Annotated in this window: 16 protein-coding genes and 1 riboswitch; of the genes, 2 read left to right on the top strand and 14 right to left on the bottom strand. The window is 39.0% G+C overall.

The window, feature by feature from the left end; genetic code table 11:
* Positions 1-8: 8 nt before the first annotated feature.
* From atpH to FGQ66_RS02860, 10 genes are all read right to left on the bottom strand, one after another.
* The gene (gene atpH, locus FGQ66_RS02905; RefSeq protein ID WP_005878462.1) at positions 9-551 is read right to left on the bottom strand and encodes an ATP synthase F1 subunit delta; all 543 of its coding nucleotides are present in this window, start codon (positions 549-551) and stop codon (positions 9-11) included.
* Positions 538-1,062, bottom strand: a complete 525-nt coding sequence (atpF, locus tag FGQ66_RS02900; RefSeq protein ID WP_005878460.1) for a F0F1 ATP synthase subunit B — start codon at positions 1,060-1,062, stop codon at positions 538-540. The genes atpH and atpF overlap by 14 nt, the downstream gene beginning before the upstream one ends.
* A gap of 193 nt (positions 1,063-1,255) precedes the next feature.
* Complete coding sequence (atpE, locus tag FGQ66_RS02895) at positions 1,256-1,468, bottom strand: ATP synthase F0 subunit C (protein WP_005878459.1); 213 nt, start codon at positions 1,466-1,468, stop codon at positions 1,256-1,258.
* 47 nt (positions 1,469-1,515) lie between these two features.
* Positions 1,516-2,235, bottom strand: a complete 720-nt coding sequence (gene atpB, locus FGQ66_RS02890) for a F0F1 ATP synthase subunit A (protein ID WP_005878457.1) — start codon at positions 2,233-2,235, stop codon at positions 1,516-1,518.
* Between the two features lie 301 nt (positions 2,236-2,536).
* On the bottom strand, positions 2,537-3,001 hold the full coding sequence (smpB, locus tag FGQ66_RS02885) for an SsrA-binding protein SmpB (protein WP_005878455.1): 465 nt from the start codon (positions 2,999-3,001) through the stop codon (positions 2,537-2,539).
* A gap of 27 nt (positions 3,002-3,028) precedes the next feature.
* Positions 3,029-5,392, bottom strand: a complete 2,364-nt coding sequence (gene rnr, locus FGQ66_RS02880) for a ribonuclease R (RefSeq protein ID WP_138301647.1) — start codon at positions 5,390-5,392, stop codon at positions 3,029-3,031.
* On the bottom strand, positions 5,389-6,141 hold the full coding sequence (locus FGQ66_RS02875) for an alpha/beta hydrolase (RefSeq protein WP_081134244.1): 753 nt from the start codon (positions 6,139-6,141) through the stop codon (positions 5,389-5,391). Before FGQ66_RS02875 ends, rnr begins: the two co-directional genes overlap by 4 nt.
* Before the next feature lie 401 nt (positions 6,142-6,542).
* Positions 6,543-6,779, bottom strand: a complete 237-nt coding sequence (gene secG / locus FGQ66_RS02870) for a preprotein translocase subunit SecG (protein ID WP_005878449.1) — start codon at positions 6,777-6,779, stop codon at positions 6,543-6,545.
* Positions 6,780-6,986: 207 nt separating this feature from the next.
* Positions 6,987-7,259 (bottom strand): GNAT family N-acetyltransferase, encoded by a 273-nt coding sequence (locus FGQ66_RS02865; RefSeq protein ID WP_005878447.1) that lies wholly within the window; start codon positions 7,257-7,259, stop codon positions 6,987-6,989.
* A 98-nt stretch (positions 7,260-7,357) separates the two neighbouring features.
* Positions 7,358-8,326 carry an alpha/beta hydrolase gene (locus FGQ66_RS02860; RefSeq protein WP_138301646.1) on the bottom strand — a complete coding sequence of 323 codons (969 nt, stop codon included), beginning with the start codon at positions 8,324-8,326 and terminating at the stop codon, positions 7,358-7,360.
* A gap of 230 nt (positions 8,327-8,556) precedes the next feature.
* Positions 8,557-8,601, top strand: a riboswitch (PreQ1 riboswitch).
* Positions 8,602-8,624: 23 nt separating this feature from the next.
* Between FGQ66_RS02860 and FGQ66_RS02855 the strand changes: the two genes are divergently transcribed.
* Positions 8,625-9,599 (top strand): nucleoside hydrolase, encoded by a 975-nt coding sequence (locus tag FGQ66_RS02855; protein ID WP_138301645.1) that lies wholly within the window; start codon positions 8,625-8,627, stop codon positions 9,597-9,599.
* Between the two features lie 5 nt (positions 9,600-9,604).
* Complete coding sequence (locus FGQ66_RS02850; RefSeq protein WP_053109380.1) at positions 9,605-10,189, top strand: ECF transporter S component; 585 nt, start codon at positions 9,605-9,607, stop codon at positions 10,187-10,189.
* A gap of 349 nt (positions 10,190-10,538) precedes the next feature.
* Here the strand turns inward: FGQ66_RS02850 and FGQ66_RS02845 are convergent, their stop codons facing one another.
* From FGQ66_RS02845 to eno, 4 genes are all read right to left on the bottom strand, one after another.
* Positions 10,539-10,946 (bottom strand): DUF2000 family protein, encoded by a 408-nt coding sequence (locus FGQ66_RS02845; protein WP_005878439.1) that lies wholly within the window; start codon positions 10,944-10,946, stop codon positions 10,539-10,541.
* A gap of 335 nt (positions 10,947-11,281) precedes the next feature.
* Positions 11,282-12,289, bottom strand: coding sequence for an alpha/beta hydrolase (locus tag FGQ66_RS02840; protein WP_138301643.1), 1,008 nt, complete (start codon positions 12,287-12,289; stop codon positions 11,282-11,284).
* A gap of 151 nt (positions 12,290-12,440) precedes the next feature.
* Positions 12,441-12,956 (bottom strand): GNAT family N-acetyltransferase, encoded by a 516-nt coding sequence (locus FGQ66_RS02835; protein ID WP_138301642.1) that lies wholly within the window; start codon positions 12,954-12,956, stop codon positions 12,441-12,443.
* A 302-nt stretch (positions 12,957-13,258) separates the two neighbouring features.
* Positions 13,259-14,557, bottom strand: coding sequence for a phosphopyruvate hydratase (eno, locus tag FGQ66_RS02830; RefSeq protein WP_005878433.1), 1,299 nt, complete (start codon positions 14,555-14,557; stop codon positions 13,259-13,261).
* Positions 14,558-14,628 lie beyond the last annotated feature (71 nt).

The raw sequence follows: 14,628 nt of genomic DNA, 5'->3' as shown, positions 1-14,628 counted from the left end.
TCTTTGTACTATCTATTTAATTGACTACGCATTTTTTCTAATTGCGTGCGAATGCTTCCGTCGATCACTCGATGGTTGGCTTCAACAATTGCCCCACCAATAATAGATGAATCAACGATTTCTTTTAATTCAACTGTTTGATAGTCCATTGTTTTTGCAACATTCTTTTCTAAATTTTGTAACTGTTCCTCAGAAAGCGGTACTGCTGTTTTTACACTACCTAAAAGTAGTCCTTTATGTTCGTTGTAACGATGTTCGTATTCATCGATCATAAAGGTTAGATCAGACATTCGATTGTAATTGTAAACAACTTCTAAAAAGTTTTTCACAGTGCCCTCGAAGCCTGCAACAAGTTTATCCATAATTAGACGTTTTTCATGAGGTTCTAAGCGGACATCACTAAGCAGGTTTCCTAATTCCGGAACTTCTGCATAGATTTGTCGCAAACTTAATAACTCTTGGTAAATTTCTTCCGCACGATTTGAATCGATCGCCAGTTCAAACAATGCTTTACCATAGCGTCTGCCTACAGTATATTTATCTAGTTTCATTTGAAGAACCTAGACCTTCGATATATTGATTGATTAAAGATTCGTGCATTTCTGGAGAAAGTTCTTTGTTCAAGATTTTTGCCGCAATTTGAAGAGATAGATCAGCTACATCATCTTTCACAGAGTTTAAAGCTGAGTCACGTTCTAATGTGATATCGGCTTGCGCTTTGCTTTTTAGACGAGCTACTTCTTCTTGCGTATCCTTCAAAATATTTTGACGGCTTAATTCTCCACTTTCTTTCGCATTTTTAATGATATCAGCTGCATCTGAACGAGACGCTAACAATTGTTGTTCACGTTCTTGTTCCATTTTTGCTGATTTGATGCGAGATTGTTCGGCAGAATCTAAATCATTGGCGATCTTATCTTCACGTTTTTTCAAAATATCGCTGATTGGGCCCCAAGCAAAATGCTTTAGTAGGGCCAGTAGTATCAAAAATGAGCCGCTGACAACGATGATATTACCTAACATCGGATTACCAACTTCTGCAATTGCCAATTGATTCAGCATAGGCTAGCCTTCCTTTCTTTCAGGTGTTTCTAACTGGTGTAAAGGATGCGTCTCTCATTTAAGAAATTCGTCTTCCTAAACGCCTTTTTCTAATTTTATGAAGAAACTTTTTTAATTTTTCTACATCTTTTTCAATTCACTGCAATGAAAAGAGGATTAGTGACATGCGTCCCATCCTCATTGAGTAAATTTACTACATAAATACTAGAATTAAAGCGATAACCACACCTAGAATTGGAACGGCTTCAACAAGGGCTACCCCGATGAACATTGTTGTACGGAATTGACCAGACATTTCAGGTTGGCGTGCCATTGATTCGATGGTTTTAGAGATAACTTGTCCATTACCATAACCAGCTCCGATTGCTGCCCCCATGATTGCGATTGCTGCTGCGATATAATTCATAATATATTTCCTCCTAAAATAGATAAGTAGTTTGTTCAAAAACGATGTTATTCTTCTACTTCAATCTTATGGCTCATATACACCATTGATAAAGTAACAAAGACAAATGCTTGGATGCTTCCGATAAACAATGAAAATGCAATCCAAATCATCTCTAAAGGAATTGCTAATGGTAAGGAGTACCAACCTATGTTATTCATCATGCTGGCGATTAAGGTTAGCAAAACTTCCCCCGCGTAAATATTCCCATAAAGACGTAAAGCAAGTGTTAATAGGTTCGTAAACTCTTCGATCAGTTTCATTGGAAACATGAAACTATATGGTTTTAGGAACGAATTTACGAAATACCCTTTGAAGCCGAGTTTCTTCACCCCAAATAGATGAGTAAGAGTGATCATTATAAATGCCAATGTTAAAGTAATAAATGGGTCTGCCGTCGGACTTTTCCAAAGTGTCGTATCATTCGGTAAGACGATTTTCGTTACTAAACCAATATTGTTCGCAACAAAGATAAATAAAAACAACGTGAATGCCAACAAATGGAAATTGTTTAATTCTTTTCTAGGCAAGTTATCTGTTACGATTCCTCGGGCAAAGTCAATGACCCATTCTATCGCATTTTGTTTTCCAGTTGGTTTCATCTTAAGGTTCCTAGTAAAGAAGTAAACCAAAAAGAAGACGATCAAACAGGTCAATAACACCATCATACAAACTGTACCATCAAACCAAACAGGTCCAATATGGAAGGTTAGCGAGCGTTCATCCAATCCATTTCACCTCTTTTCCCTGAAATTCACATAAAATCAAATTCATGTGTACATCTGGTTTTTCTAAATCGTTTTCTAACCAAACGGTATCATACCACCATGAAACAGAAAATTCAAAACATTTTCATGAAAATTAGACACTTTTTTATTTCAGTCAAAAAATGTCTAAATCTCAAAGAAATCCATCGTGGTATTATACAGAAAAAACCTGTGATAATCATGCTTTATCAGATTAAATGCTAACAAATTTTATCATTAAGTAAAACTAAAAGCACCGAATATGCGAAAAAGGATAATGAAATTATCTAGAGAAATTTTTTAATGTTCGATCAATTTGACGATCCACATCTTTTCTCTTCAAGTCTTCTCGCTTGTCATACGATTTTTTCCCTTTCGCAAGCCCAATGAGGACTTTTGCGTATCCATTGCGTAAGTATACTTTCAACGGTACGATCGTGACCCCAGTATTTTTCGTTTCATTTTCAAGACGTGCAATCTGTTTCTTGTGGAGTAACAGTTTTCTTGTCCGTAATGGATCATGATTGAAAATATTTCCTTGTTCATAGGGGCTGATATGCACATTGTGCATATACGCTTCCCCATTACGTACTCGGACAAACCCATCTTTAAGATTGATCCGACTGTTCCGAATAGATTTTATCTCTGTTCCTTGCAATACCATTCCAGCTTCCATTGTGTCGATGATCGAATAATCGTGGCGAGCTTTTTTATTTTGCGCGATCAGTTTCCCCTCGCCTTTTGGCATAGTTCATTCCTCCAAACGAATAACTTGTTATTTTTTCTTCTTTTTCTTTTTGATTCCTTTATAAAAAGGTTTTTTCCCTTTTTTACCTGTGGTTGATTTCGCATTTTTACGATCGTTCGTGCGCGGATTCTTTTTCCCTTTTTTATCCGAACGTTCGCTATTTCTATTTTGTCGGCTCACGGGTCTACCTTTTCGCTGAGTTTTAGGTCGTTCAAGGGATGCTACTTCTTCCGCAGATACGAGTTCAAAATCAACTGCTCGTTCATCTGGATCAGCTTTCGTGACTTTGACACGAACTTTCTGACCAATTTTGAAAGTCAACCCAGTTCGTTCCCCAACTAAAGCTAAGTGATTTTCGATGAAGTGGAAATAATCCTGTTTCAATTCATTGATATGGATCAATCCTTCTACCGTATTCGGCAATTCGATAAATAAGCCAAACTTGACAACCGAACTGATGATGCCGTCGAATTCTTCTCCGACTTTATCCATCATGAATTCAGCTTTCTTCATTGAATCGACTTCACGTTCCGCTTCTACCGCGCGACGTTCCATTTTCGAACTGTGGTCTGCGATCTCAGGTAACTCGCCTTCCCAATATGTTTTGTTTGTATCACTAGCATCTTGTCCGTACGAACGGATCAACCGATGGACGATCAGATCGGGATATCGTCTGATTGGCGAAGTAAAGTGGGTATAGTATTCTGCTGCTAACCCATAGTGTCCAAAATTGTCTTCTGAGTAACGTGCTTGTTGCATGCTTCTCAATAGCATCGTATTGATCACTGCAGATTCTGGTCTATCTTCTACATGCTCGATGACTTTTTGTAAATCTTTCGGTGTAATCGAACCTTTTGTTCCTTGAACGACGATTCCTAAAGCCGAAGCAAAATCAAAGAACCGTTGCATTTTTTCTTCTTTCGGTTGTTCATGGATCCGATAAATGAATGGAAAATGCTGCTTATAGAAGTGTTCTGCGACAGTTTCATTTGCTGCCAACATAAAGGACTCGATCAATCGTTCCCCTACTCCTCGGCTGCGCAATTGGATATCCATTGGATGGCCATCTGGGTCTACTAGTATTTTTGCTTCACGGTCTTCAAAGGAGATCGCACCACGACGGATCCGCATCTCTTCAAGAATATCATGCAGCTCTTTCATTTCTTGGAACATCGGTACGAGTTGTTCATAGCGTTCCATGACCGCTTCATCTTGCTCCTCTAAGATTTGGTTGACAGCTGTATAGGTCATACGTTCAGTAGTTTGGATCACACTAGGAAAAATCTCATGAGAAATCACCTTTCCAGTCGGATCGATCTCCATCTCACAACTCATCGTCAATCTTGGAACATGGGGGTTCAAGGAACAGATACCATTTGAGAGTCGCTGAGGGATCATTGGGATCACTCGATCGGTCAAGTAGACACTTGTTCCTCGTTCGTAGGCCTCACGGTCCAATTGGCTGCCTTGTGTCACATAATACGACACATCTGCAATATGGACACCAAGAAAATAATTGCCATTTGCCCGTTTTTTTACAGTAACTGCATCATCCAGGTCTTTGGCATCTTCTCCATCGATCGTCACGATCAACTGATCTCTCAAGTCTTTACGACCGATGAGATCCTTCTCGCTGATCTCATCTGGTACATGGTCAGCTTCTGTTAAGACATCATCAGGAAATTGCGTAGGAATACCATTAGAGACCACAATGGATAAGATGTCCATACCTGGATCATTTTTATGCCCAATGACTTGTTTGATGATTCCTTCTAAACTTGTGGCATAGTTTTTTTCTGGATAATGGGTCAATTCGACCATTACGATACTACCATCAACAGGACGGATTCCTTCTGCGGCAGCGTAGATTTTGAATTGATTCATTTTTTTATCTTTAGGGATAACTACACCATATAGATCTGTTTCTTTGATTTCTTCTTCGGGATAAGCAACGAATTCTCCAGCAAGTTGTGTAGTGGCTCTTTTGCGGATCTCGACTACTTTTCCTTCAGCTCCACGATCCATCGCTGTATCTGCGGTTTTGATGATATCGATTGCTACTGTATCCCCATCCATCGCATAACCCGTTGCCTCTTCAGGGATATAAATGTCGTCTTCTTCGGGATCGATCGTCACAAAACCGAACCCCCGTTCATTTGCCCGAAAGGTACCTTCTACTAAAATAGGCTGCAATGGTAATTTCACTTTTCCTTTTTTGGTAAAGACAACCGTTTGCTCTCTTTCCATCTGAGCGATCGTTTGTACAAGTAATTTGAAATCTTCACTTTTTTCCAGCCCTAGTCCTTGGGCAATTTCTTCCATTGAAAAGCTTTTTTTGCGACTGCTTTCAATAAAGAAAATAATTTTTTCTTTCAACGTTTCTTTGGTCATATTGATTCCTCATTCCAAGGTAGATTTTCTAAGAAATCCAACACATCTTTTTCGAGTATCCTTCTTGAATCACCTACAGTAATCACATGTTTACTGTTGGGATACCATTGAAGTGTCACTCTTTTTTCAGCCATCTTTTTAGCGGTCTCAAACACACCATAGGGGTCGATCATTTCATCTTGCCCCGCTTGTGCCATAAAAATAGGCGATTGGATCTCAGAAAGTTTTCCTTCTGTAATTGTTGCCTGATTTTGGATTTCTTCTAATTGTCTGCGTATCATTGGTCTAAAACCTGCTGTTGCAGCTTCGATTGCTTCATCTGACTGTCCAGCAAATTTCAATACTTGCCGAACGTATTTCTCAAAATTTTCTGGTACGTGATTTTCCACAGGAGAAATCGGCGAACAGAAAAATCCTCCCCCGATCAAAGACTCATCTGCCAATGCACGAACAGCAAAAATCCCTCCCATTGATAAGCCAAATGCGGCGATTTGAGAAAAGCCTTCTGATTTTAAAAACTGAATCGCTTTTTGTGTGTCCTTCCACCAGTTCTCCGCTTTTTGAGATAAAATATCTTCAGGGTCCAGTGTTCCATGTCCTTCAAATAAAGGAGCATAGACTGTATACTCAGATTTTTCCAAAAAACGGCAAAGCATTCGTACATCATTCGGACTCCCAGAATACGCATGTAATAAAAGCACGGCACGTTTTCCATGCTTCCCATATAAGGGTTTTGGTAGACTTTTCATTTGGTTCACCTCGTTCTCTTCATTTTACCATAGTTTCCATGAACCCTTCTCGTAAAACAGCTTTTCTAAAAAAGAAAAAAAGAGCCGTGACATCCGCCGCTGCTCTTTTCTGGTTCATTCATCATTGAGCGTGGGACAAAAGTAAGAAACACTTTTGTCTCATGCTTTAAAAACGAATAAACGGTGGGAGCAGAAGCAACTCCTTCGGAAATAAGCCAAAATTCACAAAAATTTGAAAAGCAATTTTCGTGAATTTCTTCTTATTTCTCGGAGTTAAACACTTCTGTCCCAGCCTCTTGTTAAACTTCTACCTATACTTAAGCAATAAACAGACTGCTGATCCATCCTGTGTGCATATAAAAACTATGATTCAGGTTGAAACAAGTAGCTGTCCTCTTCGCTTATTTCGAAGATAAAAAGACAAGTACAAATAATAAGATCATCCAAATCGCACCCATTACCGCTGTCGAGCGTTGCATCACAGCTTCAAAGCCACGTGCTTTTTGTTTTCCGAACAATTGATCAGCGCCACCTGTAAATGCGCTCGCTGCACTATTTTGTTTGCTCGGCTGCATCATAATAGCGATCACCATTACAATAGATAAAACGATCACGATTCCTAAAATTAGATTATACATATGGCAGCCTCCTTTCTAAAAGATATCATCTCTCACATTCTATCATATTAGAAAAATACCTACAACTCCCTACTTTATCTAAAAACCATTCAAGAGAGACGAGGCTGGGACAAAAGTGTTTCTTACTTTTGTCCCACACTCATCAACAAAAAAGAGTTGCCAAAACCATCTAGTGATCCTGGCAACTCTTCGTTAAGAAAGCAAAGGTTATTTTCGTAAAACGTCTTGATATTCTGGTTTTCTTTCAAATTCTTTTTTAGCGTAAGGGCATAACGGAATCACTTTTTTCCCATCTCTTCTGGCGATTTCTACGCCTGTAGATACTAATTTTTCCGCTAGTTTTTGTCCGCGATAAGCTGGGTCAACAAATGTATGATCAATGATCATAATGTCTGGTCCAGCATCTGACCATGTCATTTCGCCTATTTCTTCTTCAGCATTCAGCAATACCAAACGGCTTTTTTCTTCTTTGATTTCCATTTCACAACACTCCTTGTATCGACCACTTATTTTGTTCATCTTGATTTTAACAGTCTACTTTCCTACAGACAATTATTTATACTCGAACTGCTTTTCCATTATAGACGAATCCGTTGTTCGATAAACGAGAAGACCACCGTCCAATATGTCTCAGGGTCTTTTACCGCTGCTTCTAGATGTTGCGCTTCTGGCACTAAAAGCAGTGCTTTATCACCAGCTGTAGCATTCTGGATGGTATAAGCCGCTTCTGTTGGAACGAAATGGTCATTTTCTCCATGGACGATCAGTACTGGAAGATGGTTACTGCCTAACTGACGGGTAGCCGAAGCTTGTTTTAATGAATAACCCGCATACTTTTTTGCACAGCGATCTGCATGACGCATGATGGATTTTTTTGGAAAAGCAGTCAATTTGCTCAACATATAGCGAAATTCTGCGTAAACAGAAACAAAACCGCTATCCAAGATAAATCCTCGGACTGCAGAAGGGAGTTTTTCTCCACTTGCCATCATGATAGCAGAAGCGCCCATGGATCCACCATGTAAAATAATTTTTGCAGACGGATCTTGATTCAACACATAATTGATCCACACGATCAAGTCGAGCCGGTCGAGCCAACCCATCCCGATGATTTCTCCCTCGCTTTTTCCATGCGCTCTTAGATCTGGTATCAGCACATTGAATCTATTTTCGGCATATTTTTTCCCGATATAAGACATATCTTTCTTTCCATCACTACGGTAATCATGTACACAAATCACCCACTTGTGACTATTCGGTTGGCAGTGAAAGCTTCGGCCAATCAATTTGAGACCATCTTGACTTTTGACTTCTATTTCTTTCCCGCTTGTCCAAAAGTCCTCTGCTTGCGATTCAGCTAGTTGTCGCTGCCTTTCAACCGTCGTCAATGCGGAAGGATCCATTAATTGATGTCCGGTACTCTCATACCATTCATAGCCTCGTTGTAAACCAGACTTGATGAGTTTGTTTGCATAATAATAAGAAAGAACTTGATAAATGACTGTGCCTAAAACTAGGATGCCCACTATCAAATAAAATACAATCACTTATCTTCCCCACTTTCTATCGTTTTTAATCGTACTTTCTACCCTAATATTGATGATTCTATTCTTCTTTATTGTAACATTTTCTAAAAAAACTGCTCAAGGTTTCCCCTTCGATCTGCAGAAAAATAATTTTATCTCAGTACTCATACGTGTTTCTTAATATTAAATAACGTTTACAATTTATTTAAAAGCCAGTATACTAGGTTCGTGCATTGGAATCAAGGATTTTCCTTGGACTGGTTCGGAAACTTCCCAGAATAAAAAACTAAGGATCTCTAAAGAAAGGAGATTGGAAATAATGCGTAAAGTAATCATTGATTGCGACCCTGGAATAGATGATCTTTTGGCTCTGCTATATGCGGTCAAATCATCTGAAATCGAGGTAGTCGCCATTACCACTGTCTGTGGAAATGTTCCTGTCGAGTTAGGTACGCAAAATGTTTTTACGTGCTTAAAACGATGCGGACGATTAGCCATCCCTGTTTATCAAGGAATGGCTAAACCGATGAAACAACCATTTATCAGCGCCCAAGATACTCACGGGATGGACGGCTTAGGTGAAACAAATTTCCCACCGGTCCATGAAAAACAAGCAGAACAGATAAATGCCGTTGACTTTCTTGTTCGCTACTTTTCTGAAGAAAGGGACACATCGATCATCGCACTTGGACCATTGACGAACATTGCCAGTGCCCTTATCAAAAATCCCCGCATCGGCAATCACTTAGAACGTTTCGTTTCAATGGGTGGCACATACAAAAGTCATGGAAACTGTTCTCCTGTTGCAGAGTATAATTACTGGTGCGATCCTGAAGCGGCTGCACTTGTTTTTGAGAAGCTTGGGAAAACCATTGAAATGGTGGGGTTAGATGTCACTAGGGAAATCGTCTTTACCCCTACGATACTTGAATACTGCTGTCAAATGAATCCAACTGAAGGCAAGTTTTTAAAAGACATCACTCGCTTTTACTTTGATTTTCATTGGCAGCAAGAACGAATTCTTGGTTGTGTGATCAACGATCCTTTAGCTGTTGCTTATTTTATCGATGAACAGCTATGTCAAGGTTTTGCCAGTTACACAGCCGTTGAAACACAAGGTATCAGTCGAGGACAAACTTTAGTTGATCGATTTGATTTTTGGCAAAAATCTGCCAATAGTATCGTCATGACTGAAGTAGATTCTCATCTATTTTTTCGGAAGTTTTTGAGCGTTCTTTTAAATGCACAAGAAGAAACGATTAAAAAAGATCTGGAAAGATTAAAGATGGGATGAAAAAAATGTTGAATAAAAGAATAACAACAAGAACAATCACGATTATCGCTTTATGTATTGGACTAAATTATATTGGTGGAACAATTGCTTTATGGCTGCGCTTGCCGATTTATCTAGATTCTATCGGTACGATCTTCGCTGGTGCTTTGCTTGGACCTGTGTTTGGTGTACTGACAGGTATAACTAGCGGTGTATTGAGCGGTTTTACTACTGATATCTTTTCATTGTATTATTCGCCTGTCCAAATGATCACTGGGCTGCTAGCAGGAATCATTTTTTATCAGCGATTATACCAAAAGAAAAATCGTTTCACTCTGATTTTTTGGGCATTTGTGTTGTCTTTACCAGGAACGATCCTTTCGTCCCTCATCACAGTAAAGCTATTCGGTGGCATCACATCCTCTGGTTCCAGTATGATCGTCCAATTGCTGCATGGTCTAGGAATGGATCTAACGATGAGCACGATCCTTGTTCAAGCTGGAACAGATTATCTTGATCGACTGCTCTCTTTAATCCTCGTGGCATTCGTAGTCGTTGCTTTAGGAAAACGAGGAAGAATCGGCAGTCAGCTAAAAGAAAATCAGCAGTGATCCTGTTCATTTCACTGTGCTACTGAACGATTCGTTGGGTATGCCAACTCTTGACATCTGACTTAAAACCAAAGTGTAATAAATTTAGGTATTTCATGTTTGATCATCACAAAAGAAGCTGTGACCTCTCAATAGAAAAATGAGGTCGAGATAAAAGTCGTTTAGGTTTGAGAAATTGAAAAAAAGCGACTGGGAAAAGAGCAACTCCTTCGGCTTATTTCCGAAGGAGTTGCTTCTGCTCCCGCCGTTTATTCGAGAGTCTGTGGCAAAACTGATTTTTAGATTTGTCCCACACTCATTTTTTGTTCAATAATCCAAGTTGGTCACCCATACATAACACAAGAAACGCTTATTTCAGTAGGCTGAATTTTTTTGTTACAGCTCTAACCTCTTCATCTGGACCAGAAACGACAATTCCAACTGGCTTCAAATTTTCTAAATCACTTTTTTGGATCTGTTCTTGGTAGACCTCAAATTGATTATTTAAGGACTGCCCTGTTGCGGTGAACACACAACTAGATATCGTTTCACTTTCTTTCAGTGATTTTGCTAAATTAGCGATTTGCCCTGATCCAGCTTTTAATACGACTGTGCTATACCGGATCGCGGCATGACGAACACCATCTGCATCCGTCACTTCTGAATCTAAATAGACCTCTGGATTGATTTGCGCTATTTGTCCCATCAAAATGCCAGCTACATTGCCAACTTCTCCGGCTGTTAAGTTTTTTTCTAATATGATTGCATTTCTTTGCATAGTTATCTCCCCCAATTTTTAAACATCCTTGTCATCGTTTCCCCAAGTAAGAATGCCCCAATATGTGCAATCAGTATAACTTAGTTTCCGACCGACTGAAAGGCTTATTTAAGACTCAACCGCTTACTATACGTAAAAACATATAGACAAAAAATAGAGGGTGTTTTTCTTGTGATAATTTTCGGGAAATCTGTATTCTGCCTATGGTGTACCTCTTTCCATGTAAAAGGATCATCACCAAAAATCATGTTCATTTCTGGTGATGATCCTTCTTATCAAAAGAGCATATTGCCAAGTGTGTTGCTTCTCAAGCTAAAGAAAAAAGTAGCCTAACATCAAAACAAGCCATTAATAAATGTCACAGTCTGTTCATAACATTCTTTTGATTCTGGTAGAGAATAATCAAATTGGTATTCATGACTGATTTCTTTTTTCTCATCTTTATAAAACAAACCTTCAACTGGTACCTGTAGTTCTTTCAATTTGTTTTCCAATGCTATCCCTTGTTCTTGGAAAGAATACGCATTTCCATCGGTAATAAAAGTTGGTGGGAAATTTTTTGTGACGTGATCGACTAAACTAGCTTGGAATAAACGGTCATCCGTATTCCAATCTTTTTGTCCTAATAAAGACCATGCAACAGTTTTAACGAAAAAGCGCATAAATCGATTATCAGATTGTTGTTTAGCCGTTTGTTGTAGATCCACAGGCCCACAATAAGAAATGGTCCCTTTGATTGTTTCTGGCGCCATACTTTGTTTCATATTCATTTCTTTAGCATACTCTTCATTTGTTTGGATCGTTACGTATTGTAACGCAATCTGAGCGCCTGCACTGTCCCCGCCAAAGAGAACATTAGAAAGATCCAACCGTTTATCTTTGTCTTTCTTCAATTGTTGGACTAACTCATCGACTTGCGTTACTTGATTCGGATATTGAGAAGCCGGTGCTGGTTCATAATTCATACTCACTACTGCTACATGAGTATCTGCTGCTACTTTTGTCGCAAACTCTTTTACACCCGCTTTATCTCCGCTTACATATCCGCCACCATGTACCCAAATCAACACTGGAACAGCTTTATCACTATTTTTAGGGTAGTAGATATCATAATTGTTCTGTTTATGTTTAGATTGATAGACTTTGTCCGCACTCAATTCAGTCGATGCTTTTGCGTGATCATACTCTTTTTTATTCGTGATCGCTGTTGCATCGTTGAACAAATGAGCAATCACAAAGGCTCCGGGTCTTGGCGAAACTTGGAAGGCTATTACGATCACTAACACTATGCTGATCAGCGCGATCCCCAACCATTTTAATCCTTTAAAAATCTTAGCTCTCATTCATTTTCTCCATTACATTTTTACTTTTTTTGCCTTTAATATCTTAGCAAGAAACAGTCAATTTGTAAATCTGCCTGCTACTTTATCAATAGCCACTTGCTGATTTTTCGAGCCTTTTATCAAGTAATTCATCCTCTTCAAGTTCTACGAGTTAATATTCAGAAGCCAAAATAGCATACTCAAATGTATCTACCCAAATCGGCTTTCCTTGCCCATCTTTCTTGAACCAAATATTTTGACGTAGATGTCCTTCTCTTCGCAAACCTAGACGCTCAAGTAATTGCCACGAAGAAACATTTAAAGGATTACACCTTGCGAAGACCCGATGGGCGTGTTTTTCTTTGAATGCATACTCTATCAAAGCCAGTGCTGCTTCTGTTGCGTAACCTTTCCCTTGAAATTCTGGATTGAAGACATATCCTAATTCCCAAGTGTCAAACTCCTGACTTGCTAAATAGATGTTCCCAATCAATTTGTTTGTTTCTGCTATACATACTGCCCAAAAAGAATCATCCTGAGAACGTCGAATAGCTTCTTTTTTACACTCCTCAACACTAAGCACATCATAAGGTTCAAATTCAACAACCTCTTCTTTGGATAAATAGTCAAATAGATCCTGCCAATCCTCCTCAGTAAATTTTCTTATTGAAAGTCTTTTTGTTTTCATTGATTTCCTCCAAAAATTTGATTAACAATTTCTTGATCTTAGGCCCGTTTCTTTAATCATACATTGGTAAAGTTTAAGAAACAAATCATTCCTATATTATGGATAGACTTTCCTTTTTAAAACGTTCGCCAAGTTGATTTTCAGTGTTCTTTTACTGCTCTGTTGGATAAAAAAATACCCTCCTCCTATCTTTAACGATAAGAGAAAGGTATTTTAGAATAATCTCATAAGGGAGAAGTAAGTCACTGAACCAGTCGATGGTATCGATTGAAAATCAGTTGTACTTATTTTCCGATTTAAAATTATTTATTTTTTAAGTTGTAGAAAGATTTCAAACCTTTGTATTCTGCAACTTCACCAAGTTGGTCTTCGATACGTAGTAATTGATTGTATTTAGCAATACGGTCAGTACGTGATAGAGAACCAGTTTTGATTTGGCCAGCGTTTGTTGCAACAGCGATATCAGAGATTGTTGAATCTTCTGTTTCACCAGAACGGTGAGATACAACTGCAGTGTAGCCAGCTTCTTTAGCCATTTCGATAGCTTCGAAAGTTTCTGTCAAAGTACCTATTTGGTTAACTTTGATAAGGATTGAGTTAGCAATTCCTTTTTCGATACCTTCAGCTAATTTTTGAGTGTTTGTTACGAACAAGTCGTCACCAACTAATTGAACTTTGTCGCCTAATACGTCAGTTAATTTCTTGAATCCGTCCCAGTCGTTTTCGTCTAAGCCGTCTTCGATTGAGATGATTGGATATTTAGCAACTAATTCTTCGTAGAATTTGATCATTTCGTCAGTTGTTTTTTCGCCTTCGCCTGAATCAGCTAATACGTAAACACCTTTTTCTTTGTCGTAGAATTCTGAAGAAGCAGCATCCATAGCAAGAACAACGTCTTTACCAGGTACATAGCCAGCTTTTTCGATTGCTTCGATGATTACTTCGAAACCTTCTTCGTTTGAACCAAGGTTAGGAGCAAATCCACCTTCGTCACCAACAGAAGTAGCTAAACCGCGTGCTTTTAGGATTGATGCTAATGCGTGGAATACTTCAGCACCCATACGTAAAGCTTCTTTGAATGTTGGAGCGCCAACAGGCATGATCATGAATTCTTGGAAGTCGATTGAGTTGTCTGCGTGTGATCCGCCGTTGATGATGTTCATCATTGGAGTTGGTAATACTTTTGTGTTGAATCCGCCTAGGTAGTGGTATAAAGGTACTTCTAGGTAGTCAGCAGCTGCACGAGCAACAGCGATAGATACGCCTAAAATAGCGTTCGCACCTAATTTACCTTTGTTAGGAGTGCCGTCTAAAGCGATCATAGCTTTATCGATTGCCATTTGGTCACGTACATCGTAGCCAATGATTGCTTCAGCAATGATGTTGTTTACGTTGTCAACAGCTTTAGTTACACCTTTACCGCCATAACGAGCTTTGTCTCCATCACGTAATTCAACTGCTTCGTATTCACCAGTTGAAGCACCTGAAGGAACCATTCCGCGGCCAAAAGCTCCGCTTTCTGTGTATACTTCTACTTCGATTGTTGGGTTTCCGCGTGAGTCTAAGATCTCGCGAGCGTAAACATCAGTAATAATTGACATGTTTTGTCTCTCCTTTGAGTTTGTTTTTTCCTAAGGGATTACCCTCATATACGATTTTAGTTAATTTCTTG

Origin of the sequence: Enterococcus sp. BSD2780061688st2 D3, assembly GCF_005844145.1 — a bacterium.
Classification (GTDB): Bacteria; Bacillota; Bacilli; order Lactobacillales; family Enterococcaceae; genus Enterococcus_B; species Enterococcus_B durans.
This window is presented reverse-complemented; position numbering and strand designations above follow the sequence as displayed.